Source organism: Vibrio sp. 9-16B-A1 (assembly GCF_056726165.1).
Genome location: NZ_JBSDZD010000001.1, coordinates 529,353 through 556,303, shown reverse-complemented (window position 1 = coordinate 556,303; position 26,951 = coordinate 529,353). Strand labels below are relative to the sequence as shown.

Annotated in this window: 19 protein-coding genes; 8 read left to right on the top strand and 11 right to left on the bottom strand. The window is 52.2% G+C overall.

The features are described from left to right. The first annotated feature begins 2 nt into the window (after window positions 1-2). Together ACVB80_RS02545 and ACVB80_RS02540 are read left to right on the top strand one after the other, a co-directional pair. Complete coding sequence (locus ACVB80_RS02545; protein ID WP_481079685.1) at window positions 3-2,072, top strand: metallophosphoesterase; 2,070 nt, start codon at window positions 3-5, stop codon at window positions 2,070-2,072. A 75-nt stretch (window positions 2,073-2,147) separates the two neighbouring features. Continuing rightward, window positions 2,148-2,933 carry an NPP1 family protein gene (locus ACVB80_RS02540; protein WP_481079684.1) on the top strand — a complete coding sequence of 262 codons (786 nt, stop codon included), beginning with the start codon at window positions 2,148-2,150 and terminating at the stop codon, window positions 2,931-2,933. 168 nt (window positions 2,934-3,101) lie between these two features. Here ACVB80_RS02540 and ACVB80_RS02535 read toward each other — a convergent pair whose 3' ends face one another. Beyond that, window positions 3,102-4,631, bottom strand: coding sequence for a DUF7400 domain-containing protein (locus ACVB80_RS02535; protein WP_481079683.1), 1,530 nt, complete (start codon window positions 4,629-4,631; stop codon window positions 3,102-3,104). 135 nt (window positions 4,632-4,766) lie between these two features. Between ACVB80_RS02535 and ACVB80_RS02530 the strand changes: the two genes are divergently transcribed. Next, window positions 4,767-5,348: a hypothetical protein gene (locus ACVB80_RS02530; RefSeq protein WP_481079682.1), complete on the top strand. Its 582-nt coding sequence runs from the start codon at window positions 4,767-4,769 to the stop codon at window positions 5,346-5,348. A gap of 167 nt (window positions 5,349-5,515) precedes the next feature. Here the strand turns inward: ACVB80_RS02530 and fbpC are convergent, their stop codons facing one another. The 7 genes from fbpC to ACVB80_RS02495 form a co-directional block, all read right to left on the bottom strand. After that, window positions 5,516-6,577 (bottom strand): ferric ABC transporter ATP-binding protein, encoded by a 1,062-nt coding sequence (gene fbpC, locus ACVB80_RS02525; RefSeq protein WP_481079681.1) that lies wholly within the window; start codon window positions 6,575-6,577, stop codon window positions 5,516-5,518. Between the two features lie 18 nt (window positions 6,578-6,595). Further along, window positions 6,596-8,680 carry an ABC transporter permease gene (locus ACVB80_RS02520; protein ID WP_481079680.1) on the bottom strand — a complete coding sequence of 695 codons (2,085 nt, stop codon included), beginning with the start codon at window positions 8,678-8,680 and terminating at the stop codon, window positions 6,596-6,598. A gap of 97 nt (window positions 8,681-8,777) precedes the next feature. Beyond that, complete coding sequence (locus ACVB80_RS02515) at window positions 8,778-9,812, bottom strand: ABC transporter substrate-binding protein (RefSeq protein WP_481079679.1); 1,035 nt, start codon at window positions 9,810-9,812, stop codon at window positions 8,778-8,780. Between the two features lie 87 nt (window positions 9,813-9,899). Next, complete coding sequence (uhpC, locus tag ACVB80_RS02510) at window positions 9,900-11,234, bottom strand: MFS transporter family glucose-6-phosphate receptor UhpC (protein ID WP_481079678.1); 1,335 nt, start codon at window positions 11,232-11,234, stop codon at window positions 9,900-9,902. Between the two features lie 93 nt (window positions 11,235-11,327). Beyond that, the gene (locus tag ACVB80_RS02505; RefSeq protein WP_481079677.1) at window positions 11,328-12,923 is read right to left on the bottom strand and encodes an MASE1 domain-containing sensor histidine kinase; all 1,596 of its coding nucleotides are present in this window, start codon (window positions 12,921-12,923) and stop codon (window positions 11,328-11,330) included. Further along, window positions 12,920-13,555, bottom strand: a complete 636-nt coding sequence (locus tag ACVB80_RS02500; protein ID WP_481079676.1) for a response regulator — start codon at window positions 13,553-13,555, stop codon at window positions 12,920-12,922. The genes ACVB80_RS02505 and ACVB80_RS02500 overlap by 4 nt, the downstream gene beginning before the upstream one ends. Window positions 13,556-13,661: 106 nt before the next feature. Beyond that, entirely contained in the window at window positions 13,662-14,327 is a 666-nt protein-coding gene (locus ACVB80_RS02495) for a Crp/Fnr family transcriptional regulator (RefSeq protein ID WP_481079675.1), read from the bottom strand. A 197-nt stretch (window positions 14,328-14,524) separates the two neighbouring features. Between ACVB80_RS02495 and add the strand changes: the two genes are divergently transcribed. Beyond that, window positions 14,525-15,520, top strand: a complete 996-nt coding sequence (gene add / locus ACVB80_RS02490) for an adenosine deaminase (protein ID WP_481079674.1) — start codon at window positions 14,525-14,527, stop codon at window positions 15,518-15,520. An 83-nt stretch (window positions 15,521-15,603) separates the two neighbouring features. On the opposite strand, the gene ACVB80_RS02485 is transcribed toward add, so the two are convergent. Together ACVB80_RS02485 and ACVB80_RS02480 are read right to left on the bottom strand one after the other, a co-directional pair. After that, the gene (locus ACVB80_RS02485) at window positions 15,604-17,232 is read right to left on the bottom strand and encodes an endonuclease (RefSeq protein ID WP_481079673.1); all 1,629 of its coding nucleotides are present in this window, start codon (window positions 17,230-17,232) and stop codon (window positions 15,604-15,606) included. 689 nt (window positions 17,233-17,921) lie between these two features. Next, window positions 17,922-18,569: a MurR/RpiR family transcriptional regulator gene (locus ACVB80_RS02480; RefSeq protein ID WP_481079672.1), complete on the bottom strand. Its 648-nt coding sequence runs from the start codon at window positions 18,567-18,569 to the stop codon at window positions 17,922-17,924. 175 nt (window positions 18,570-18,744) lie between these two features. Between ACVB80_RS02480 and ACVB80_RS02475 the strand changes: the two genes are divergently transcribed. Genes ACVB80_RS02475 through ACVB80_RS02460 form a run of 4 tightly spaced genes read left to right on the top strand, consistent with a single transcriptional unit; the run spans window position 18,745 to window position 25,156 of the window. Next, complete coding sequence (locus tag ACVB80_RS02475; RefSeq protein WP_481079671.1) at window positions 18,745-20,145, top strand: PTS fructose transporter subunit IIC; 1,401 nt, start codon at window positions 18,745-18,747, stop codon at window positions 20,143-20,145. Window positions 20,146-20,205: 60 nt separating this feature from the next. Then, a complete protein-coding gene (locus ACVB80_RS02470; protein ID WP_481079670.1) occupies window positions 20,206-22,836 on the top strand; it encodes a glycoside hydrolase family 38 N-terminal domain-containing protein in 2,631 nt (876 codons plus the stop codon). Window positions 22,837-22,851: 15 nt separating this feature from the next. Then, window positions 22,852-24,555, top strand: a complete 1,704-nt coding sequence (locus ACVB80_RS02465; RefSeq protein ID WP_481079669.1) for an alpha-amylase family glycosyl hydrolase — start codon at window positions 22,852-22,854, stop codon at window positions 24,553-24,555. A gap of 1 nt (window position 24,556) precedes the next feature. Further along, window positions 24,557-25,156: a fructose PTS transporter subunit IIA gene (locus ACVB80_RS02460; RefSeq protein WP_481079668.1), complete on the top strand. Its 600-nt coding sequence runs from the start codon at window positions 24,557-24,559 to the stop codon at window positions 25,154-25,156. A gap of 111 nt (window positions 25,157-25,267) precedes the next feature. On the opposite strand, the gene ACVB80_RS02455 is transcribed toward ACVB80_RS02460, so the two are convergent. After that, window positions 25,268-26,776, bottom strand: coding sequence for a phosphoethanolamine transferase (locus ACVB80_RS02455; RefSeq protein ID WP_481079667.1), 1,509 nt, complete (start codon window positions 26,774-26,776; stop codon window positions 25,268-25,270). Window positions 26,777-26,951 lie beyond the last annotated feature (175 nt).

The following is a 26,951-nucleotide window of genomic DNA, read 5'->3' as shown; positions in this document are numbered from 1 at the left end:
AAATGAAATTAAAATTAAGCGCCGCAATTTTGCTGGCACTCAGTGCTGGAAACAGTTATGCGGAGCATTCCCGGCAGGAATTAAAAGTGGCGTTTATGCCGGATATTCACTTTCATGATGTATATGGTGATTTCAGAGACGGCAGCTTTAAAGGTCTGAAGAACAGTAAGAGTGGTGAGCACGCCACTATCCGCAGCATGCAGGCTCAGCTCACCTCGACCCGGCTGTTCAACGAAAACTACTTTGCCCTGCTTGCCGCGCTGGATGATGCCGCAAGGCGCGGAGTGAAGTATGTCGCTCTGCCGGGAGATTTCAGCGATGACGGCCAGCCGGTACACATCCGCGGCCTGACCCGCATCCTGGACCACTACTCGAAAGAGTACGGTATGGAGTTTTTTGCCGCTCCGGGTAACCACGATCCGGTCCGGCCGTTCGACCGCCCGAGCGGAGAGGGCGATTTTCTCGGTAAAGATGGCAAGACCCAGAGGATCTTCAGTAAGGGAGCCAAAGAGTGCCAGGGCTACAAGGGCGAGAGCGCCACGATAGACGCCGGCTATGAACTTCCGACCGTTTGTACCGAAGAGATCCGGGAACTGGGTTATGAGGGACTGCTTAAAGAGATGGGAGATTTCGGCTTCTTCCCTAAGCAGTCTTACCGTTACTGGGAAACCCCTTACTCAGACTACAGCGAAAAGAACTACAGCTTCCGCAAAGCGCTGGATGAGTCCGGTTATGCAGAGCGTCAGTACGAGATCTGTCATCAGGGAACCGGAGGTAAGTACAAGCAGGATGACTATACCTCCTGCTTCATGGTGCCGGATACCAGTTATCTGGTCGAGCCGGTGGAAGGTCTGTGGCTTCTGGGGATCGATGCCAACGTCTACATCCCGGTTGCTGACGCTGATACCAGTAAACCGGAGCTGGCGTCCAACTTTGCCGGCTCGGGCAATGCGGGCTACAACCGGATGCTGACTCACAAGCAGCACGTGATCGAGTGGATGAAGAGTGTCACAGAGCGCGCTAAAGCAGAGGGTAAAACCCTGGTAGCGTTCAGTCATTTCCCTATGACTGAGTTCTACAACGGCGCTGCTGAAACCATCGAAGATATCTTTGGGCCGGGCAACTTCCAGCTGGCCCGCTCACCGAAAGAAGATGTCAGCCGCGCGCTGGCGAAAACCGGTATCCGGCTGCACGTTGGCGGACACATGCACTTTAACGACACCGGCGTGAAACGCTACGAAGATGGTTCGTTCCTGTTCAATATCCAGGCTCCTTCCATGGCGGCTTATGTGCCTGCGTATAAGTTGCTGACCTTCAAACCGGAGCAGATGGTTGATGTTGAAACGGTGATCCTCAATAAGGTACCGCGTTTTGATGAGCTGTTTGAGCACTATGAGAAAGAGTGGCGTCACCTCAACGAGCAGGGCAAAGAGGATATCTGGAACAAAGAAGTCCTGACCGCCAAAGACTATTACGAGTTTACCAATTGGCATATCACTGAGCTGACCCGGATGCGTTTTCTGCCTGAGGAGTGGCCCTGTGACCTTAAACAGATGGTATTTGCGCTGGATGGCCGCCAGATGCTGATCCTGAGTCAGCTGGACAGCCCCCTGACAACAGAGCGTGTGGCTCTGCTTACCGGCGGCAGGCAGGCGTTTGAAACCTGTCAGGAAAGCTCAGAACGTTTTGATGCAACCCAGATAAAGGATCCTGCGTTCGATAAAGCCTGGCAGGTTGCGCAAACCCGCGCCGAAGCCATTGCGAAAGAGCACGGACTGAAACTGGCCGATTTTGCCGAATGGAGCGGCTTTGATTTCGCTGTGGATTTCTATCGCCTGAGAAACGCAGATGAACTGGCATTTAAAGATATCGACCGCGGACGTATGCCTCAGTACGAACTGTTAGCCAAAGTGCTGGGCGAAGCACCAAAAGGTGGCGACCAGTTTGGCGATGTTTATAAACAGCGTTTCAGTGGCCTGTTCGCGATCCTGTCCAAGTTCTCTCAAGGGCAGCCAAGTTATCACTTCAGCCTGAACCTGGCTGACGGCACCCTGGTTGATTTGAAGAAGTAGCTTTGAATAAAGAGTAATAACGGGCAGCCGGATTGCCGGCTGCTTATACCTACCCAAAACAAAAGGGATATAACAATGAAAAATATCATCTGTCTTTCTGCACTGGCCGTGGTGGCATCTGGCGTGAATGCCGCAGAGTTCCCCAGACTGGATGAAGCCTTACCAGCCGGAATCATTATTCAGGGACAGGAGCCGGTATTCGACTTTGATACTGACGGTTGCTATCCGGCTGCCGGAATAAGCCGCAGCGGTGAGCAGAATCCGGGCCTGAAGAATTCAGGTGCGCTGAACGGCAACTGCCGTGATGCGGGTTTCCTGGAAATTTCCAATACTCTGCACCGTTACGCCTGTATTGACAGTCAGGGAGATACCTATTGCGGACACTTTTACTCTCTCTACTTTGAAAAAGACCAGGTGATGGCGGGCTGGGACTGGTTCGGTCACCGTCATGACTGGGAGCATGTGGCGGTCTGGACCAAAAATGGTGCCATTACCCACGGCAGCTACAGTGCTCACGGTGACCTGAATACCAGCCCGGTCAGTGACCTGCCGATGCAGGGAGACCATATCAAGTTTGTCTATCACAAGGACGGCGGACTCACTCACGCATTCCGTTTTGCCAAGCCAAATGAAATCGCAGAGAACCACTATGGCTACTGGGTAACACCAGCCGTCACCAGTTGGTACCAGCTGACCGGAGACGGCCTTTCAAATCAGGCGATGAGAGACAAGCTCAACCGCTTTGATTACGGCTCGGCGACCATTCCGCTTAAAGACAGTAACTTCAGAACCAACCTCAATAACTCAAGACCTTCCGGCTATCCGGAGTTTACTCAGGCGAGTATTGAGACCTCAAAATAACCATGATGGAGACAGGCAATGAAGCTAACTGGTGTCAGTCCTGAGTTCTGGATTGAATCTGAGCGTTCAGTCATTTCCTATTAGTGGCACGCTTGTCTGATATGCAGTCCGTAAGAGGTAATAAAATGGCCGCTCTGAGCAGCGGCCATTTATATTAATTGTTTGCGGCTAACCCTGCTTCAGGCTAAGGGAGGTGAGCCAGTCAAACAGCGGAAACGGCTCCTGTTCACCAATGCCCCCATGAAGTGCAGCCGCGCAACCCATGCAGGTTTTTGGTGTGCCTGGATGTTCATTCTTGCTGTAGTGTGTGACAAGTGCGGTAAAAGCGAGCGACTGAATGTACTGCTTTCTGATGCTGGTTTTGTACTCACCTGCCTGCCAGGTATTAATCTGGGGGATATCACGCAGCGAGTTACTGTTTGCACGGGCAGTCTCAATCAATTGGTTGTCACTGAGGTCGACTTTGCAAAGAGCGGCAATGTCACCGAGCCCGAACACCTGCGGCTGTACCCAGGCTGAGGGCAGCATCGCCAGTATTTGAAAGGCGTTTGCAGAGAGCGGTTCGCCGCTGTTTTGCTGAAGGCCAAGCGCCCAGGGCATAATCTGACCGAGGATTTCCGGGTCACACATTTCTGCCCGGGTATCCTGCCAGATCCCAGCAGTGGTTTTTTCATAATGGACACGCTCGATGCGCGGCTGGAAATAGCTGTCGATGATGCCGTAGCCGAGTTTAAATACGCCGCCGAACATGTGCAGAACCTGGTCTTCTTCCATCAGTCCGCAAAAGAGCGCAGCGCCACTGCCATCGATAAATGAAACCTGCAAATCTGTCACTTCAGGAACAGGGCGGGGCCTGGTGTACTTCATTGCCCGCTTATTCCATTCAGGCAGGTAGTGACGGACGGATTCCGGTCCAAAACGCTGCACCAGGGTCAGATAGTTACGGTTGGAGATATCACTCCATCTCTCTTCCGGCAATTGATTGAGCACTTCGGCCGCTACTTCTGCCAGCTCTTTGTCCGGGTACATAGTCAGCAGCAGCAGGGCATCAGGCAGCCAGCTATTCTGCTCAAAAAGTTCAAGCATCACCTTGACCACAAAGCTGTCCAGCACAGCCAGTTCGCTGGCCATAAACTGGCAGAAACCCAGCCCGGTATTGATGCCTTCCGCTTCAATCAGCCGGGTCAGGTCGTTCCCGGGATCTTCTTCCACCGGTTTATATCGCTGTTTGGGGGAGTGACTGGTTGCGTCCTGCATAAACAACTGGTTGATACTGGCTTTACTGACTGGCACCTGGTGCAGCTTCATCAGCCTCAGAACCTGGAAGCTGGTATCTGGGTTCAGGTCCCCAAGCTCAATCTGTTTTTCTGATACGCGTTTTAGTGACATCTTCCAGTCAGGAGAGAGCTGGCCGTTTCGTTCCCGGATCGACATATCATTGAGTATAAAATCCAGATATGGCAGGAAGTCGTCGCCCATCTGGTTTTGAAGCTCCACAGGCATTCGCATGAAAAACGGCAGGGCAAAGTGCAGCGTTTCCATATCTGACAGTACCTGAACCTGCTCCGGGGTGAGCTCTGAGACGCAGGTGCGGCTGAGCAGGCAGTCGAGCAGCAACTTCAGCTGGGGAGGAAGACCAAAATCCATGTAAGTACCTGACGGGCTGATGTAAATAGGGAGAAGGAGAAATAGTACCATCAGAGCCGGTCCTGTGGTTAACCCAATGCAGGGAAAAATGCGGGATTGCTGCAATCAATAAAAGGCAGCGATCTATTGACCTGATACAGGTGTCAGTAAGTAATTAGCTATTACACTGGCGACAGGAGGTGAGGTATGCACAAAAAAGTAATCGGTTTTGCCCTGTTCGCTTTGGTGTCGGGCGCTGCTCAGGCAGGGGATGGTGCATGTACCGGGCGATCGTGGAACAAAGTGATTGATTATGGTAACAGTATCCGAAAGAACGTGCGTTACAGCCTTGATGAATGGGAGAAGCTGAGCGATCACACTCTTGATATTAACTTCGTTCACTATAAATACAGCCCTCAGATGCTGGCACCTTTGTGGGGTGAAGAGAAGCCGGAGATCAGGGATTATCTTCCGGGGGTTCAGGCTCACATGAACAAACACATGAAGCAGGCGAATGAACAGATTGCCATTCTTGAAAAAGCGCACCATCGGTTTGGCCAGGAGATCAAAGCCTGGCAGGTGATCATGGATGACTGTTTTGACAGCGATCAGATGACGAATTTTAATGAAAGCCGGGGTAACATCCAGGATGTGGTCAGTCTGCGTTCAGACGTGAAAGAGTACATAGGCTGGTTTGAAGACCTCAAGGCAAAATACCAAAAAGAACTTGACCATGTAGCAGCGAGCAAAGCCATTTACCAGAAAAGCCAGGAAGCAAAACAGAACTAGTGCTGTTTCCAGTCAGTCCTCAGGAAGACTTGCCATTTTCACTGGTTGCTGACAGTTACACAATAACTTACAACACTCTCCCCGCGTCCCACGAACCACGTCCCACGCAACCAACAAAACAAAAAAAAGCCGCCTGAAGAGGCGGCTAAACGGCTGGTCGACAGACCTTATGAATCTGCTTCGGGGGGAAGCAGGAAAACACCATTGGGGTTAATCGTCAGATACGCGTGGTCGGCAAACGACGGGTCAAACTGCGAGGAGTTAAGCTGCAGCAACAGCTCGTGATCCTGCCATTCCACCACCACTTCATACATCGAGCCCATATAGGCGATGCTGCTCACGCGGCACTGCTGGGATGGGTCACCGTGATCTTCAAGCAGGATGGCCTCAGGACGTACGCCGATCAGGTACTGACCCGGGTCGATTCCGGCCACATTGTCTTTCGCTGCAGGGAACTGGTAGCCACGGATATCGATCTGTTCTCCGTTAAATACGCCCTCGAAGATGTTGGCTTCACCCATAAAGCTCGCCATAAACATTGATGCCGGATGCTTGTACAGCTCAGTTGGTGAGCCCTGCTGCATGATGTCGCCATCTTTCATTACGATAACCGTGTCTGATACGGCGAACGCTTCAGACTGGTCGTGGGTCACGTACATGGAGGTGATATTAAAACGCTGCTGCAGGTCTCGAATGGTCTCACGCATGTTGCGGCGCAGGTTAGCATCCAGGTTACTCAGAGGTTCATCGAACAGCAGCACTTTAGGTTTAAGCACCAGCGCACGGGCGAGCGCCACACGCTGTTGCTGACCGCCGGAGATCTGGTCAACGAAACGCTCACCAAAGCCTTCAAGGTCGACCAGTTTCAGGGCGTCATCCACGCGCTGCTTTATCTCCGCTTTGTCCAGCCCGAGCATCTTCAGGCCGTAACCGACATTTTCATGTAATGACATGTGCGGGAACAGGGCATAGGACTGGAACACCATACAGATATCCCGGTGCTGAATTGAGGTGTTGGTGACGTCCTCCCCGTCGATAAAGATCTGACCGCTGGTGGGCTTTTCCAGTCCTGCGACGAGGCGCAGCACGGTGGTTTTACCACAGCCGGAAGGGCCGAGCAGGGTCACCAGAGAGCCTTTTTGGATCTCCAGATCCAGGCCCCCAATCACAGTTTTGTCTCCGAAGCGCTTGCAGACGTTTTTGAGCACTACAAAGTTATCTTTTGCCATGAGTTAAATCTCCGGTTACTACTCTTGGTTTTTGGCTTTGGAACGCGAAATGCGCGCTTCACCGACAAGAAAATCAAAGGTCAGGATGATGGCCAGCATCACCACAATCAGGACTGAGCCGTAAGCGATGGCAATGCCGTACTCGCCGTCTTCAACCCGGTTTAGAATATAGGAAGTTGCTACGCGTGTTTCCGGCGTCACCAGGAAGATGATCGCACTCACCGTGGTCATCGCACGCACAAAGCTGTACACCAGAGTCGACAGAATCGCCGGGCGCAGCAATGGAAGCAGGATGTTCATAATGGTCTTGAACGAGTTGGCGCGCAGGCTGAGAGAAGCTTCATCGAGCGACTTATCCAGCTGCCCAAGGCCTGCAATACCCGAGCGAATACCCACAGGGACGTTACGCATCACCATGGAAATCACCACGATGGCGGCAGTACCGGTGAGGTAAACCGGCGCATCATTAAACGCCAGGATGTAGGAGACACCGGCTACGGTACCAGGCACTGCAAAACAGAGCATGGTGGCAAACTCGATCACTTTCTTGCCGTGGAACTGCTGGCGCACCACGATATAGGCGATAAGCAGACCGAACAGTGCGGTCAGCGGCGCTGCGATACCGGCGTAGGTCATGGTGGTGATCAGTGATGGCCAGGCGCCTTCACCCATACCCAGACCAAACAGGTTGATGTAGTTAGCCAGTGTCAGGCTGTAGTCCACACCCCAGTTAACGGTAAAGCTGCCGTAGATGATGCTGCCGTACAGCAGGACGTTAAATGCCATCCAGAAGTAGAGCAGGACAGAAACCACGTTTTTCAGCAGCTTAGGCAGTGGCTGTACGTCACCACGGTAGGATTTGCCCGAAATGGTCACGTAAGAGCGCTTACCGATCCACAAATACTGCACCACAAAAATCGCCAGTGAGAACAGCAGCAGAACCGCGCCAAGGGTACTGGCAGAAGCGTAATCGAGCTGGGCACCGGCAATGTAGAAGTAGATCTGGGTGGCCAGTACGTCAAAGCTGCCGCCGAGAACCAGTGGGTTACTGAAATCAGCCAGCGACTGAACGAATATGATCAAAAAGCTGTTGGCCAGCGCAGGTTTAAGCAGAGGCATCACGATTTTGAAGAAGGTCTGGTAGCGGTTGGCACGCAGGGTATAAGACGCTTCTTCCAGTGACGGGTGCAGGGATTTCATCGCGCCGTCGAGGATCATAAACGACATCGGCGAGAAGGCGAGTACCTGCGCCATCCAGATCCCGGTAAAGCCATACAGCCAGTTGGTCTGGGTCAGGCCGAACCAGTCCACCATCAGCTCGGTCATATAACCGGAGCGGCCCAGCATCAGGGTCACACCCAGACCGACTACAAATGGCGGGGTAACGATAGGCAGAATCGAGAATACCCGGGCGATAAAGGCGCTGCGTTTAGCGATTCGGGTGGTGTAGATCGCGAAGATCAGGCCGAAGAAGGTCGCACCGATACCGACTGATGTGCCGAGCATGATGGAGTTGAGAATAATCTGGATAATCTGCGCCCGTCCCAGGATTTCCAGGAACTGCCAGGCGACAAAGTTTCCCATGTCATCCTGAAACATCGGAACGAAAATGGCGATGCTCGGGAAGATGATAAAGGTGGTGATCAGCAGCACGATGGTGATCAGTGAGCCGATAACAAAGGTATCGCCCCCCAGATATTCAAGGCGCGAGAACGCCAGGGTCATCACTGCGCCAAGCGCGATAAACAGCGCGATAGTGGCATAGCCCAGGCCTTTGCCGGTATACCAGGAAGAGACCACCACGAACAGCATACAGAAGGCGCTGAAACCGATATCAAAATAGTGGCGTTTTTTGGCGTATTTATCCAGTGGCGATAAAGGGCGCACCAGCAGTACTGCCGGCAGGGCAAACCACAGCCAGGAGATGTTCATGCTGCTCCAGCCCATGGCTTCGCGGAACTCCTCCGGGGTGGACTCAAACAGTCCCCAGTCGAGAGAGAAAACGGGTAACAGGATAAAGGCGGCCAGCAGGCTCAGTATCCAGTAGAACACCGGATCCCGTTTGGTGGCCTCCGGCTGAATACGTGCGGCAAGTTCGTTCATTACTAATACCTGAATTAATGAGCGGGACAGACGCAGAGCTTTGGCCCTGCGTTGTCAAAGAGACGAGTCAGGCGGGAGCGGACTCCCGCCAGCCGGATTACTGGCCCATTTTGACCACGTTAACCCACTTGTTGATCAAGCGTTTACGCTCATCAGACGAGCCGTACTTGTCCATGTCGTAGCTGATCAGTTTCAGCTCTTTTGGATCCAGCGCGTTTGGTGACTGCTCGGCAGTGGTGTTGGTCAGGATCTGGAATGACTGACCTTTCTTCCATGCGGTTTCCTGGCCTTCTTTCGACATTACGAAGTCGACAAACTTCTTCGCGTTATCCAGGTTACGTGCGCCTTTGATGATGCTCACGCCGCCGATCTCATAACCGGTGCCTTCACAAGGGGAGATAAGCTCCAGTGGTGCGCCTTTTGACTGCTCCAGAGAGTAGTCATGCAGGAAGCCGATACCAATCGCGATTTCACCACGGGCAGAGTTGCGTGACGGTGTCACACCTGACTTGGTGTACTGGGAGATGTTTTTGTCCAGCTCTTTAAAGTAGTCGAATGCTTTGTCTTCATCCCACAGCTGAATAAAGGTTGCCAGTGCGGTGTATGCGGTGCCTGAGCTCTGCGGGTCAGCAATCTGGATTTCTTCTTTGTATTCCGGTTTGGTCAGGTCTTTCCAGCAGCGTGGAATTGGCAGGCCTTTCTCAGCCAGGCGCTCTGTGTTTACGCCAAAGCCCAGGATGCCCATGTAGACGGCAGAGGAGTAGTTACCTTTACGTTTGGCCGGATCTTTAAATCCGTCCATGATGAACTCAAGCTGAGGAGACTTGTACGCGTGCAGCAGGTCCATTTCACCGGCCTGAGACTGAGGATCCAGCGTACCGCCGTACCAGACGTCAGCGCGTGGATTTTTCTTCTCTGCTTCGATTTTGGCCAGGGTACTGCCTGAGCCATTGCGTACGAAGGAGGTCTTCACATCGTACTTTTCAGAGAAGGTTTTGGTTTCAGCTTCACACATGGCGTTGGTTGCGCTGCAGTAAACTACAAGACGTCCTTTCGCCATAACCTGAGGAGCGGCAATCATTGATCCGAGAATGCAGGCTGTCAGCAGGCTGCGTTTAGTTCTGAGTTTCATGTTATTTCCTCTTGCTTCTTGTTGTTCCAACTGTAGGGGGTTGGATGAGTTTTGGCGCAGCGCCTGCAACAAGAGGGAAATAAACTGTCAGGTAACGGCGATCCCTGCGCGTTGCTGCGCTTTAACGAAAGGCAGGATCAGCAGTCCAATCATGGCCGCGGCCAGAGTGATGACGCTGAAAAAGCCCTCCCAGCTAAATCTTTCAATAATTACGGCTACCGGGTAACCCGCCAGAGCGGCGCCCATGTAGGCGAACAGGCCAACAAATCCGGTCGCAGTGCCTGCGGCGTCTTTGTGTGAACACTCCGCAGCGGCCATGCCGATCATCATCTGAGGTCCGAAGACAAAGAATCCGATGGCGAAAAAGCATCCGGATAACACCACCACGTTATTGAGCGGTGTCAGCCACAGCGCGGCGACCGAAATAAAGATCCCCAGCGCAAATATCAGGTTCATCGGTGCGCGGTTACCGCGAAAGAACTTATCCGAGCCCCAGCCGCCAAATAGCGAACCGAGAAAACCACCGACTTCAAACATCGAGACCGCGGTGTTGGCGGTCAACAGCTCGTACCCGTGGCGCTGGGTCAGGTAGAGGTTGCCCCAGTCGTTAATCGCGATTCGCACCACGTACACCAGCAGATAAGAGCTGCACAGCAGCCAGATATACTTGTTACCCAGCACGTAGGTTTTCACTATCTGGCGGAATGGAAGTCCATGCCCTTCTGCCTCGTGCTTTTTCTCCAGTTCGTCATCGCGCCACTCTCCGACACTTGGCAGTCCCATAGTGGTCGGCTTATCCCGCAGCCGGAAACAGAGCACGATACCGACAACGATTGCTAATATGCCCGGCAGAATAAATCCGTAACGCCAGCCCCAGGTGAGGGCGGCAAACCCAATGCTGACCGGGATCAGCGCGCCACTTAAGTTGTGGCAGGTATTCCAGACTGACCACCAGAAGCCCCGTTCGGAGCGCGAGTACCAGCTGGTCAGCAGCTTGGCACACGGTGGCCATCCCCAACCCTGGAAAAACGCATTCAGGGTCCAGAGCACAGCAAACATGGTCAGTGATGAACTCAGGCCAAAAGCAATATTGATAATGCCGGTGGCGATAAGTCCCAGTCCCATAAACCAGGCGGGTTTGGCCTGGTCACTCACCATGCCTGAGAAGAACTTGGATGCCCCATAAGTCACGTAGAACAGGGTGCCCAATACGCCAAAATCGGCGGTGTTCAGGCCGAGATCACTGAGCATGGCTGGCATGGCAAAGTTCAGGCTCTTGCGGGTGAAGTAGAAAACCCCATAGCCGAGATACATGGCTGCCATCAGGTGCAGACGCCAGTAGCGGTAGCTTTCGTTTATCTGACGCCGGTCTGTGCTTATTGCACCAGTAGTTGTTGCGTCAGTATTTGCTGCCAGGGCCATTGCTTCTCCTTGGTGTAAAAAGATGCTATCGAACGGGTGAATGAATTGGATGAGACTAATTTATAAATAACTAGGAAAATTTCCTAGTTTCGATCAGGTGGTGTGTATTTTTGTGGGCAGGTTAACAATAAAGCGGCTGCCATCACCGCTGCTGTCGATGCTTAACTGCCCCCCAAGCGCCTGAATGCGCTCTTCAATGCCACGCAGTCCCTGGCCTTTGCTGCGCCAGTTATCCGGCAGGCCAATACCATTGTCACGCAGCTCCAGGCTGAACCTGTCCCCGGGGACCAGGGTCAGCTGAACTTCAGTTGCCTGAGAGTGCTTGCAGACGTTATTGAGCAGTTCCTGAATAATGCGGTAGAGGGTCACTGCGGTGATATCGTCCAGTCTGTCGGCGAATATGCCAAAGTTGAGCCTGAAATCCACGCCGCGCTCGGCAAAGCCCATTTCCCCTGCCAGCTGACGGATGGCGTTTTCCAGCCCCATTTCATCGAGCGCCAGCGGTCTCAACTGTTTTAGCAGCTGGCGGGTTGAGGCGTGAATACGCATTGCCAGATCATTGGTGGTATCGGCGATCTGCTCGCTCTGTGTGTCGGTGGCGAGGCGTTTTGCCAGCATCGACTGGATCTGAATCGCGGTGATGTTCTGGCCAATTTCATCGTGGATTTCCCGGGCGACCGATTTACGGATCTCTTCTTCCACGTGAACCAGCTGGCGCGCCAGTTGCTGTTTGCTTTCCAGCTCGGAAGCCAGGTTTTGGTTGGCCTGATGCAGCCGCTGAGCCAGCAGGTACTGGCGGCTGATGGCGATACCCAGGCCAAGCCCGACCAGCGCCTGAGTAGCAATAAAGCTCTGCAGCTCCAGGTCGGTATCAAACGAGCCGGTTACCTGACGCGCCGCCGCGAGAAGAATACTGTTCATCACACTGGCCAGTACGCCCCCCTGCCAGCCATAGCGGTAGGCCATGAAGATATTGGGAAGCATGAAAAGCAGCAGCGCCATCGGCTGCATCTGTTCCAGCAGGGTCAGCTCAGCGATAAGTCCAACGCTGAAAAACAGCAGGCACCAGAGCAGGGCAGAGCTGCGCAGGGTGACTTCCTGATGGATAAGCTCCGGGCTGAGTGGCTGCCAGATCTGGCGGCGCAGATAGTCATACAGCAGGTAGAAAAATGGGGTCAGCAGAATACCGCCTGTAATGCAGGTCACTCCGCCCTCAAGCGCGTAATGGGCACTCAGCCCGGCGGGTTTTGCCATCAAAAGCAGTGAAAGGCCGCAAACAGCCCCGTACACCAGAGTCAGGCTGCAAAGTGCCAGCAGTCGTTTCCAGTAGACTTCGAGCGGCAGCCAGATCCGCTGGAACGGGATCGCCAGTGCATGGCCGAACAGGGAGAACAGAATAAGCAGCAGAGTGTGAGGCTCTTCACCAAGCAACCGTGAGAGAGCGACGATCAGTGCGATTTCGGTAAAGGTAAACAGCGGCCATAGGCGGCGGGATGTCAGAGAGTAAACAGCGAGTTTCAGTCCGCTTGGCAGAAACAGCCCGGCGAGCAGCAGATCCGGGACCAGATAGCGGCTGATGTTCCACAGACAAAACCAGCTGATGGCATAAACCAGGCTGGCAAAGGCGTACGTGAATCCATGAGTGAGGATCAGGCGCGGCAACTGACGCCGCCGGGCAAGCTCACTCATACCGGCTCGTCTTCAAGCAGCTTGTGGTGCAGCGCAAAGCGAACCAGGTCAACGTTATTGGACAGCCCGAGCTTATTAAGTATATTGGCCCGGTGAACATGAATGGTTTTATGGCTGATGCAAAGCTCAGCGCCGATGTCTTTGACATCTTTACCCAGGATCAGATGGTCAAAGACCTGGCGTTCACGTTTGGTCAGTTCATCGAGCACCGATGGCCCGGCTGACGCATTGCTCAGGTTCACCAGCGCGTCCGCGCACAAATAGCGGTTACCGGATGCGACTGTGCGAATCGCAGTCGCCAGTTCACCCGGCCCACAGCGTTTGGAAAGATAGCCAAAAGCGCCGGCATCGATGGCTTTGCTGACAAAGGATGCGGAATCATAAATGCTGAGGATAATGGCTTTAAAGTCTGGCTTTTTCCTGCGCAGTTTTTCCAGAAGCACCAGTCCGCTCTCATCAGGCATGGAGATATCAATCACCGCCACATCCACATCCGACACAGACAACACCCGGTACGCATCACGTGCATTGCTGTACTCGCTGTGAACCTCTATATCGGATTCGACCGACAAAAGCTGGGCAAACCCGGAGCGAACCATAATATGGTCATCGACTAACGCTACTGAAATCATAAAGCCTTCCTGTGCAACTGGGCAGATAATCGCAAATCTGTCAGTTGGATTCAAAAAAGGCGGAGAGGGGTGTGATTGTTGTCGCTAAATTTCGGCGGGCATTGGGCTAACGATCATATTGCTCTATGTATGCGATCAGCTTGCTCATATCCACCGGGATCACCGAACGCTTATCCGGCCCCTTCTTCAGCATTCCCTCATCAATAAGTTCGCTGATAACGCGGGTATAGGCACGCTCGGTACAGCCAAAACGTTGTGCCTCCTGGTACATGTAGCTGTGGCGTTGTGGCCGGGTCGCTGACGTGTGGTTTCTGACAATATCGTTGATAATGTTGAACTTCAGAGGGTATAGCGAGCGTTCAATCGCGATATCCATGGTTTCCTGGTACATGCGGGACATATTGTGGCTGAGCCAGAACGCGATCTTCGGTTCATTTAACAGAATTTCGGTGAAACGCTCTTTGGGGATCGCGATCATTTCAGTCGGGGCCATGGCGATCACGTCAAACTGGCACAGCTTTTCTGAGAAAAACTCGATCTCACCGGTCAGGTGGTCCTCAATAAAGAACTCGCCCATGCTGAGTGTTTTCCCGTTAGGGGCGGTGTGGTTGACCACAAAGTGGACTTCATCGAACCAGTAGACTTCGTTCAGCTCCTGATGCTGGCGGATGATGTAGTCATCTTTATCGAGATACACGGTGCGAAACTCGCCGCTCTTGACTATCTGGCGGAGTCGCTCCAGTCCTTCGTTTAAGATTTCCCCTTTGTTCATACCCTTTCTCTGCAGATACCTTTAAAACTGTGAAGCTGCGATTGTAGCACCTGACAATTGTCGTGTCGCGAAATCAGCAGGTTAGGTAGCATAGTGTTAATCTGATGAGAAGAGCGGGCAGACGGGAAGATATGGCGCTATGCTTGCCATTACCGGACTTGCCGAATTGAATACTGAAAATGACAGGAATTAAAACAATGAATTACATCGACCTGCCTAAAATTGACCTCCACTGCCACCTGGATGGCAGCCTTCGCCCACAGACCCTGATGGAGCTGGCGAAAGAGCAGGGCATCACGCTGCCAAGCGATAATCTGGATGAAATCCGCGACATGATGGTTGCGCCAGAAACCTGTCAGGACCTGCCTGAATATCTGAGCCGTTTTGACCTGCCGGTATCAGTGATGCAGGTGGCAGAGGCAATCGAACGTATTTCATTTGAACTGTTTGAAGACGCAGCTGCTGAGAATGTGAAATACCTGGAAGTACGTTTTGGTCCTCAGCTTCACACCAATCAGGGTTTGAGCTACGAAGAGATTATCGAAGCGGTTGTTAAAGGTATGAAGCGTGCCGAGCAGCAGTTTGAGATTAAGGGCAACGTTATCCTGTCTATGGTTAAGTTTATGCCGTCAGACACCATTAAACCGGTGATCGACGCGGGCGTGAAGTTCCTGGGTAACGGCGTGGTTGCGTTTGACCTGGCGGGCAGTGAGCTGGACGGCTTCAGCCACGATTACGTTGAGTACGCGAAGTACGCGCAGGAGAAAGGCTACCGCGTGACGATTCATGCCGGTGAACAGGGTTGTGGCCAGAACGTATATGAAGCGATCACCATGCTGGGCGCAGAGCGTATCGGTCACGGTATCGCGATCCGCGATGACGAGCAGGCTTACCAGCGCGTGAAAGAAGACCAGGTGGCTCTGGAGACCTGCCCAAGCAGTAACGTACAGACCAAAGCTGTACCGGTATTTGCTGCGCACCCGGTGAAAGAGTTCTACCAGGGCGGTATTCCTGTCACCATCAATACTGACAACCGCACCGTGTCTAACACCACTATGACCGATGAAGTTCGTAAAGTGATGGAAACATTTGAGTTGAGTGTTGAAGATTACTACCAGATCTACCGCCAGAGTGTTGAGCATTCTTTTGCGGATGACGCGGTGAAAGCTGAACTGATGGGTTTTGCTAAGTAACAGCCAGAGTCGCAGAAACAGAAAAGGGGGAAGTCAATAATGACTTCCCCCTTTTGCGTTATTTGACTGGCGTAAGGTGAGTTTTATTCACCCCAGATTGCTGTCACAAACTCAGGATGGTCGATAAACGGGTTACGGTTACCCTGGAAATCAAATACCGCCTGGTTACGGTCAATCTCTTTCTGGCTCACCGGATCTGCTTTGTGCCAGCGCTTCAGCATAGTCAGCAGCCATGGTTCAAATACGGTGGTATTGGTGCCATTCAGTACCGCATCTGAACTGGTGCTGTTGCCTTCCCAGCTTGCGATGGCGTTCTCATAGCGGGTTGCCATGTAGAAGTAAGCGCGGGCAAAGTCACCTTTGAACTCATCAATTGGCTCAAATACCGTGCCTGAATAGCCTAAGCCTGAACGTGCAGGGCCCAGTTTGGAGCCGTTACTTGAGGTGTAAGTCGCAGTGCCCACTTCACCAAATGGCCAGTTACTGCGTTTGGCATTCACGTAGCCGTCAGTTGCGTAGAGGTGGTGGCCATCTGAGTTCATTGGCTCCACTTTGCCGCCAAACCAGCTTTTCGGGAAAGAGTGCTCACGGTTATAACAACCGCCTTCCTGGCTGTACTGGCCGCACTGGTCGGTCACTTTGGTGAAGGAGATGGCGTCCGCACCGGCAGGTTTTTCTGAGTACACATCCAGAATTGTACCGTCGTTCTCGTAGTACTTATCGATATCAGCGACTTTTACCAGGTTCCAGATATTGGTGTAACCCTGGCTGTTGTGATCACGGATGATGCCATACAGAGCAGTTTTCAGCGCAAAGCCGGTTTTGCCTTCTGCCGCTTTGTAGTATTCGCCAACGACTGGTGGATCAACCGGAGGCGTAGTGCCGGAATCTCCGATCTTAAATGCCAGAGACTGGCTGTGCTGGAACTCGCCACCGGAGACAAGTGTTTTACCATCGACTTCAATTTTGAACGAGCCATTACCCGTTCCGCAGCAGATACCATCACCATAAGAGTCATTGATCACAAAGGTATAGTCGCCATCGCCGAGGCACATGGCCTTGGTGTTGGTGGTATTGTTGCTGTAGCCGGAGCCGTTATACAGTTCCTGGTTGTTGCTGTCTTTAACCAGCCAGCTGGTTTCTGATGCGTAGTCGTCAGTGACCAGTGTCAGGGTTGCGGTTGTTTTGGTGCAGGTATCGCCTGTTGGCGGGGTAGTGCTGGTTTCAGTTGGCTGGAAGTTATCCAGGTAGACTGCTTCGGAACCATCAAAGCCTGTTACATCGTAAAAACGCACTCCGACAGTGATGTTCTGGTTAGCGGTAGCGGTGTAGCTGTAGCTAACTTCCTGCCACTGGTTGGTTTTGGTTGGAACGCTGTAGTCGCGGTAGCCATCTACGTACAGACGCGCTTTTACACCGCCTTCGGTATGAAAAACCGATACCGAGAAGTCGTAGGTTTTACCCTGCTCAACGCTTACAGACTGCAAAAAGTCGGTACTGCTTTGTGAGCCTGTGTTGACTACAACTTTGGCGGCCAGCCCGCCGGTTTTAACCTGATCGGATGATGGCGATACGCTGATACCGCTGTCAATCGTCGACCACCCTGTTGGGTTATTACCATCCCACTGTTCAAAATCCCCATTGGTTACCTGCGCGATTGCACTCTGTGAAAGCAAAAGCGCACCAGCGAGGGGGAAAATTCCATATTTCATGTATCCACCTTTTGTTTTAGTTATTGCGTTTATTGTCACGCGGCTAAAGCATAGGAGGTCAATGTGGCGATAAAGTGAACGCAGATCCCGTTTTAGAGTATCCACTCAGTACATATTTCATGCAAATTGAATGCACATCACAAAAGTGCAGTTGTTGTGCTACAGGGTGATTAGCGCCATTTTACTTATTATTCAACAGGATAAGTTAGAGTGCAGAGCCGCGTTTTGCCGGACAGGATTTACTGGTTTCGTTTTCGAACAGATGAGCGGAATTGAGCGTGGAAATGGTTTCGGATGTGTTCGTTTGGTTGCTGGGGTTCGGAATCGAAAGTAGTGGTTATCGATGCTTATAATCTGTCAGCGAGTTGAGCATGAGTTTGGCAGAGTAATCAGCAGCTACGCCGGTCATCCTGAACGCACTCCCGTTAAACTACCATGTTCTCATAAGGTTAAGTGCGATTCAGGATCTGCTGTCAGCGGGGATAAGGCTCAGCTCGCGGTAGCGACAGTGCAGTGATTAAAGCGGTCACCGTTGCTCGTTTTGGGTGTCGTGGGTTGCAGTTGCTTAGCCAGTAGGGCGTGTTGTCGGCAGATCCTGAATCAAGTTCAGGATGACCCGTAGTGTGCGATTTGGGTTGTGATAATAATAAGTTGCCAGCGCGCTGAGTTTCACGTTGAAAGAGCATTTCTCAAAACCGCAACAACTCTTCCCCAAGCCGGTCCACTATCTCCAGAATATGTATTTGCGACTCACGGCTGTACAGCGAAATCCCATCCAGCTGCTCTTCCAGACCGATGTTCAGGTGGCTGATCTGTCCCAGCGTAGAGCCAACATGGCTGATGGAACAGACCTTCAGACCTTTGCGTTTGGCGGTGTGAGCCATGTCGACGACGGCCTGGGTTTCACCTGATTTACTTATCAAAACCAGGGTGCCTTCGTTGGCGCGGGTGAGCTGGTGGATGTCGGTTATCACCAGGTGAGGGACGTTGGCCAGTGAGAGAAATCGGGATAAATAATTCACGCTGACTATGGATGCGCCGCGGGAATAGAGGTAGACCACATGCGACTTCCTGACTATACCGGCAAGGGACTGAATTTGCTGTTCGTCTTCCTCATTTTCACAGGCGGTTGAACGCTGTTTCGCCAGATCGGTGGCCAGTTTGTAGCGCAGTTCGGTGTAGCTGGCATAGCCCATTTTTTTACACACCCGGTTGACCGAAGTCGTGGTGGTCAGGGCTTTGGCGGCGATCGTCTTGGCAGAAATGGTGCCCAGATCACTGGCATGACCGATAATAAATTCATAGATGGTGCGTTCTGTGCCGGTGAAGGTGTTCATAGTTTCCTGATGTTTATTTCAATTAGGGGCCAATTTAGCGGGAAAATCGGGGTGATTACCGTGACCGCCCTCCCAAATGTATCGTGATACGCGGCATGTACCAGGAAACCATATCCTGATACATCACGGCTTTTTATACTTTCGCTCAGTGACAGAACAATGGGTAGGAAAAACCATGACAAAGAAAAAACTGGTTGCAGTGACGGCGTGCCCTACAGGCATTGCGCACACATTTATGGCTGCCAAAAAAATTCAAAGCTGGGCTGAGAAACATGGCTACGAAGTCAAAGTTGAAACTCAGGGCAGCGACGGGGTGAAAAACAAACTGACCGCGCACGATATCGCCACCGCTGATGGCGTTGTGCTGGCTGTTGACGTGCCAATCATGGATATGGAGCGATTCGACGCTGCTAATCCACTGAAAGTGCGTACTCAGGAGCTGATCAAACACGTTGATGCCCTGCTGCCGGAAGTGTTTAAGCGCGACAAGCAGAAGTCTGATGCCTCTGCACCAATCATTGATGAGAAGCGCTCTGCTTATCAGGTCTTCATCGGCCACATCATGACGGGTATCAGTTACATGCTGCCGGTAGTGGTACTGGGTGGCCTGCTGATGGCGGTGGCGAAGATCACCGGTGAGTTTATTGATATCTCCGGTACGCCAATCCAGGCCCTGGATAAGCTTGGGTTTATGACCATCAAGTTTATGTACCCGATCTTTGCGGCGTACCTTGCTTATTCCATTGCGGGTAAACCGGCGCTTATTCCAGCCTTTATCGGCGGGATAATGAGTGATGAAGTCTACAAACGCTTCTTTGACCTGGAAGGCTGGGCACCGTCTGGATTCTTTGGCGCGATTGCGATTGGTTTCCTGGTTGGTTATCTGGTTCGCTATCTCAATGACACCATCAAGGTGAAGTCTGAGCTGACGACGCTGAAAACTATGCTGCTGGTACCGCTTATCACTGGTGTGGTGATGGTGCTGACAATGGAGTACGCCATCAACCCGCTGTTCGGCGCGCTGAACATGGCGATGATCCACCTGTTTACCGAAGCGGGTGACGCTGGCCGTGGTATCTACTCTATGGTGATTGCTGCCGGTACCGCGTTTGACCTTGGTGGTCCTATCAACAAAGCCGCGGGTTCGGTTGCCCTTGGCCTGAACGGCATGGGTGAAGGTTTTGACCTGGTTGCCCGTGAGCTGGGTATCGTGATTCCGCCAATTGGTGTCGGTATTGCTGCGCTGCTTGATGGCAAATTCCGTCCCCGCGTATTCAGCAATGAAGAGCAGACGGTAGGTAAAACCTCTCTGATGCTGGGCCTGATTGGTATCTCAGAAGGTGCAATCCCGTTCATCCTGAAGAACCCGAAAATGATCCCGGTGATGATCCTTGGTTCGATTATCGGTACTCAGCTGGCTGTGGTACTGAACGTATGGCAAAGCCTGCCACTGCCGGCAGTCTGGGGCTGGTTCCTGTCCTCTGACCCGGTGAGTTACACCATCTCGGTAATCGCAGGTTCAGGCTTTATCGCTATCGCACTGCTGCTGTGCACCAAACCTGTCTCACACAAATAACTAAAACAACGTCAGGGGGCCTGCGGGCCCCAATCCTTCAGATTTTTAAGAGAAAGACTCATGGCTAAAGTACATGTCATTCCACACACTCACTGGGACCGTGAGTGGTATTTCACACAACAAGACAGTGACGTCCTGGCCGCGTATAACTTCACCAAAGTGATTGAGACGCTTGAAACTCAGCCGGAATACAGCTGCTACCACTTAGACGGACAGTCGTCGATTGTGGAAGACTACCTGAAAGTGCTGCCTCACATGCAAGGCCGCCTGGCGGCGCTGGTGAAAGAGAAGAAGCTGTTTATCGGCCCATGGTACACCCAGACCGATACCTACAACGTCGCGGGCGAGTCCATCATCCGTAACCTGAAATACGGTATGCACATCGCAGACAAACTGGGCCACAGCATGAATGTGGGCTACCTGCCGGATACCTTCGGCCACAATGCGCAGATGCCAACTCTGTTTGCCGGTGCGGGCATCGACAACATCGTGTTCTGGCGTGGTATCGACTACGACCAGCAGGTAGAGCGCTCTAACTTTATGTGGCGTTCGGCAGGCGGTGATGAAATCGTCGCTTACAACCTGGTTCACGGTTACGGCGCGGCGAAAAACGTGGTACCGGCTCAGTTTGAACAAAAAATCTTCCCTATGGTGGAGAAAATCAAACAGCTGGCTGGCCTGAATGAAGTGCTGATCCCATCCGGTGGTGACCAGGTGAACATTGACCCTGAGCTGCCAGCCACACTTGCCAAAGCGACAGAGCAGAACTCAGACGGTGATGTGTACGCTATTTCCTCGATGGAAGATTACGTTGAGTACCTGAAAGCCAACAACCAGGATTTTGAAACCTACCTGGGTGAGTTCAAGGCACCGCGCTATACCCGAATTCATAAAACCATCGGTTCAGTTCGTTACGACATCAAGAAGCTGAACTTCGAAATCGAGCAGTTCCTGCTGAAAAAGCTGGAGCCGGTGATTGCGATTGCCAAAGCGCATGGCATTAACGTTCACACTGAGCTGGTGGATATCGCCTGGAAGAAAATCCTGGAGTGTCACGCACACGACAGCATGGGTGGTTGTAACAGTGATGCGACCAACGCTGACATCATGCACCGTCTGGCGCAGGCCGAGCAAACCTGTCACGGCCTGTACAACCTGGTGGTGAAAGAGCTGGCGACCAGCGCCTGTAATCCGGGTGAAGTCATGCTGTTTAACAGCCGCGTACAGCCATACTCAGGTCTTTGCGAAGTGGTGGTATTCAGCCAGCACGAGAATGTGCAGCTGTGCATTGATGGCAAAGCACTGAACCAGCAGCAACTGAACCGTGAAACCCTGGACGGCGGTAAAGTTATCGAAGTCACCAAAGATGGGGAAAAAGAGGTCGAAGTACCTGCTTACTATCGTTTTGAACTGGCGGTGGACGTTGAGAATCTGCCGGCTCTGGGTTACCAGGTATGCCAGCTGGAAGCCGGTGAAATCAGCCAGACGACCGCTGGCGTTCAGAACACAATCGGGAACCAGGCACTGAGCCTGAGCTTTGTTGACGGTGAGCTGACCCTTAGCAGCAACAAGAGTGGGCGTACAGTGAAACAGCTGCTGAGTTTTGAGCAGCAGGCGGATGACGGTGATTCTTACGATTTCTCTCCGCTGGAAGGTGATACTCCGTTATACAGCCAGTCTCTGGAACTGCTCGGCACCAAAGTCGGTGAGCTGAAGCAACAGATGACCCTGCGTGCGACCCTGCAGGCACCGAAGACGCTGGAAGACCGCCTGAGCGGTGAGAACCAGGCAGAGATGGTGTTTGATATCACCCTGACACTGCGTGCCCAAAGCCAGCAGCTGGAAGTGACAGTGGATACCGATAACAACCTGATGGATCACCGCGTGCGCGTGCTGATCGGTTCAGATGTTGTCACCGGTACTTCGATTGCGACTCAGCCATTTGCTCTGATGGAGCGTGAAATCGGCGCGGATATTTCCGGCTGGCGTGACAGGTTCCGCGAATGTCCGGTGGATATCGAAACCACTGACGGCTCTGTTGCTCTGGCGCAGGAAGAGAAAGCGGTCGTTATTACTGGCCGCGGTATCAAGGAATACCAGATCCTGCCAGGCGAGGCAGGGCATCAGGTGGCTCTGACCCTGTTCAAGTCGACTGGCAAACTGGGCAAAGACGACCTGCTGTGGCGCCCGGGCCGTGCTTCCGGTATCAACAACACCGTTGTGTACACCCCGGATGCCCAGTTGCAAAAGCCAATGCAGTTTGAATTTGCTGTTGCGCTGACATCCGATGCGGCGCAAACCACAGTGCGCGCTCTTGAAGCGGATTACCTGAGCCAGCCATTTGCATACCAGCGCCAGTCGCTGAACAGCTTTGAAAACCGTCTGGAGCGTTTCCAGGTCCGGTTTGACGAGAAGCTACTGCCGTCTCAGTGGAGCCTGCTGGAAGTCGGTTCGCCGCTGGAAATCTCCAGTATCAGCCACTCATTTAACAAGGCTGACGCGGTGGTACTGCGCCTGTTTAACCCGACAGAAGACCAGATTGAACTGAGCGCGGAGTCATTTGCTAACTGCCGTGAGCTCGAAGTGGTGAACTACCGCGAGCAGCGCCTGGACAGCCAGGAGCTGGTGGTAAGGCCAAATAACAGCATTGACCTGCTGCTGACTCCGACCCAAACCGGGCCCGGGAAATAATTTGAGAGCATGACCATGATTGACCAGAAAATCCGAAACAAGATCACCAAACTGTACGGTGAAGATCAGGCCGATGCGATCACCGCTGAGATCCTGTCACTAATGGAGAAATGGCGTGGTAAAGCGCCATCCTATGAGAGCTGGGTAGACGAGAAAACCTCATACCTTATCACTTACGGTGACAGCATCTCACAGCCAGGCGAGCCAACGCTCACCGGTATGAAGCGCTTCGCTGACAAATACCTGAATGGTGCGGTCAGCAACATCCATATTCTGCCGATGTTCCCGTACACCTCAGATGATGGTTTCAGCGTCGTCGATTACCGTAAAGTGGACCCGAATCTGGGCGACTGGAGCGAGCTGAACGCGCTGGCGGAAAATTTTGACCTGATGTACGACTGCGTGATCAACCACATCTCGCAGAGCAGTGACTGGTTCCAGGGCTACCTGGCCGGTGATGAGCGTTATCAGGATTACTTTGTAAACTCAGACCCGACGCTGGATTACTCAAGCGTAACGCGCCCCCGCGCTTTGCCGCTCCTGACTCCGTTTACCAAAGCGTCGGGTGAGCAGGTCCATGTATGGACCACCTTTTCTGACGACCAGATCGATATCAACTTCCAAAGCCCGAAAGTGCTGCTGGAAAGCATCGATATTCTGCTGATGTACGCCGCAAACGGTGGCCGTTCAATCCGTCTGGATGCGATTGGCTTTATCTGGAAACGTCTGGGTTCAAGCTGTATTCACCTGAAAGAAGCGCACAAAATCATCAAGCTGTGGCGCATCGTGCTGGACGCAGTGATGCCGGGTACGCTGCTGATCACAGAGACCAACGTGCCGCACAAAGAGAACATCTCATACTTCGGTTCGGGCGATGAAGCGCATATGGTATACCAGTTCCCTCTGCCACCATTGACGCTTCACGCCTTCCTCAACCAGGACGCCTCAGTGCTGACTCAGTGGGCCAAAGGTCTGACCGGTGAAGCGATGGCGAACCTTGAAGCGGGCAACAAGACGACCTACTTCAACTTCCTGGCCAGCCACGATGGTATTGGTGTTCGCCCGACAGAAGGGATCCTGACAGACCAGGACCGGCTGGCAATGTGCACTGAAGTTGAGCGTAAAGGCGGCCGGGTGAACTACAAGAACAATGGTGACGGTACTCAGTCTCCTTACGAGCTGAACATAAATTATCTGAGTGCGATCACCGAGCCGGATGATGAGAATGAGCTGAAGGCGCGTAAGTTTGTAGCGGCCCAGTCAATTCTGCTGTCGTTTATCGGCGTACCGGCGATGTACTACCACAGCCTGCTGGGCAGTGAAAACCACATCGAAGGCATGCTGGAGTCGGGCATTAACCGCCGCATCAACCGCGAGAAACTGAATCTTGAGCAACTGGAAGCGGCTCTGGCGGACGAAAACAGCCTGCGCTCTAAAGTGTTTGGCAAAATGCGCAGCCTGCTTGAGCTTCGCAGTGAGCAAAAAGCTTTCTCTCCACAAAGCGCTCAGCGCGTGCTGGAGTTGGGTAGCGCACTGTTTGGTCTTGAGCGTGGCGAAGGTGAAAACGCACTTCGCTTTGTGGTGAACCTGAGTGCTCAGAGCCAACCGGTTACGCTGGAGCAGGGCGGCACAGACCTTATCAGCGGCAGTGCGTTTGACGCAGAATTTGAACTTCAACCTTACCAGTTTGTCTGGTTAACTCAGCCAGAAGGAAAATAACATGAACTTATCTCAACTGACTTCTCCTGAACTGATCATGCTGGACGCGGTATTTGATGACCGCATCATGGCTATCGAAGCCCTGACCGACAAACTGGACGGCACAGGAAAACTGAGCGACAGGCAACTGTTTCTGGACGCGGTACTGAAACGCGAAGAAGAAGGCCCGACCGCGCTGGGTGAGTACCTTGCGGTACCACACGGTAAATCAGAGGGCGTGATTGAGCCGGTATTTGCCTGCGCATTCGTTCGTGACGAGCTGCAATGGCAGGGCCTGGACGGCGACGAGCCGGTGAAGATGATCTTCCTGCTGGCCATCCCGCCAGCGCAGGCAGGCTCAACCCATATGGAAGTCCTGACCACCCTGACATCTTCGCTGGTGGATGACGACTTCCGCGACCAACTGCTGGAAGCGAAAACGCCGCAGCAGGTAATGGCAATGTTCGGCGCAGACGAAGCAAGCGCAGAAGAACCAATGCAGGCAGAGCCGGAAGTGGCCCAGGAAGAGCAGCCACTGGCTAAAGACATCAGTGGTCAGGCTTACCCTATGGTGCTGGGTATCGGGGTAGCGATTGTTGGACTGTTGTTCCTGATGCTTTGATGGCGCATTGATGAGAAAAGGGGCTGACCGGTTGGTCAGCCCCTTTTTTTACGCTGCAGGAACCCGGTTGATTCTGTTTTTGGTACGTTACCGGGTTCGTGTATTCGTTGCTCAGGAAAAGTCGTAGCTGGCTACATTGTTCTTTACATCCAGCACGGTGGCTGGTTTTTGCATGGACTTTATCGCGTCCTTATCAATGCTATAACCGAGGTTGTTCATCATATACTCCATCAGTCTCTCCGTGTTGAACTTACCACCTGTGCGCATTGCATCAATTAGAGCACTGTCTGGTTTACCCATTGTATCGTAAACGATAAATGGGATTTCATATTGATCTGCTGACATGTATGGCAAGCCATGTCCAATGTTAACTTTCTGACCGTGGTCTGATGCATAAACGACCAGTGCATTTTTCTGTAGCTTTGCAGCTTCGATGACATTTTGAATTATGCGATCTGTTTTCAGAAGGGTTGCGTCATACTCGGGGGTCTTTGAGCCAGCAGACTTCATTAACTCCATATCTTCTTTTTCAAAGTTAATGTAGGGAATATGTGAACCGGCAAGGTGTAGTACAAAAAACTGAGGGGTATCCTTTTTGAACTTGTTCTTTGCGAGGGTAATTAAGTTGTCATCGTCACTGTTATTGAAAATAGTATAGTCAGCTGAAGAGCCGATCTTACCAATAGCAGTGTCATGAATGCCCCCATTGCTTTGAGATGATAACCAGTTTGTATCGTACCCCTTAGTTTTGGCGGCATTAACCAGATTTATATACTGCTCGAATCCACGCTTGTTTTCCACGGTAGCATAGGTTAGTACTCGCTTAAGAGATTCTCGGGTGATTGGCGCTGGAGAAATTGCGTTTTCGACCTGCAGGTAGTGAGGGTCATCGACTAATGAGTTCAAGTATGGAGTCGTTGGGTAGGGGTACCCATACGAGGAGTAGTGCTGCCTGGTTGCACTTTCACCAAGTATCAAAAAAATGTAATCATACTTACGATTACCTGTATCTACAGTATGGTTTGGCAGTAAAAAACTATCTGGGGCTGATAAAAAGCGTTGCTCGGCTTTGTAGGTTAAGTAGTTATACGCAGGATTTAGCAAAGTATAGTAATAAAGACTATTAAGTTTCAGATATGGTTCAGAAATGAACTCGCCCAAAGACTTGCTACCAGAAACTGTCCAGCGGATCGGGTGCAATCCAACGATAAGGATCAGCAGTGCTGCCTGATATCTTTTCTTGATTGTCAGTTTTGTCTGTGACAGCAAAAAGAAGAATGGTACTGAGATGCCAAGTGCGAGCAATGCCTTGAAGTAGCCAAACTCCTGAAAATATCCCAGAGATTCACCTGAGTTCGTTTCCATGATTGAGGAAAACGCACCAAAACTAAGAAAAGAGTTGTAGTAAAAACAAGCAACCACCTGAACAAAGAACAGGAGGGTCACGAGCACCCTGGTTATCAGGTTTGTCGCTTTATGCGTTATGGAGCAGCAAAGCGCCATTACCAGAAGATTTATCACCGGAGCACCATGGCCGAGGTTAGAACCTCCGGTCATTGTGAGTAGGTAGAGGTATGGCAGTAAGCCATACAGAAACGTTAAAAACAGCTTTTTTTTCATGTGTAGTGCGGCTTGGCTTTAGTGTTTTACTTAGGAACAGGAGCGGCGAAACAGGACGGATTCGTGAAGCGCGGTACGATAGCACAATGAGCGACTAATGACCAATCTCTCATTTATAAAGGGGGTAAATACGCTAGTGAGTGGTGTTTAAAACTGAGCGAGTACTTATATGATG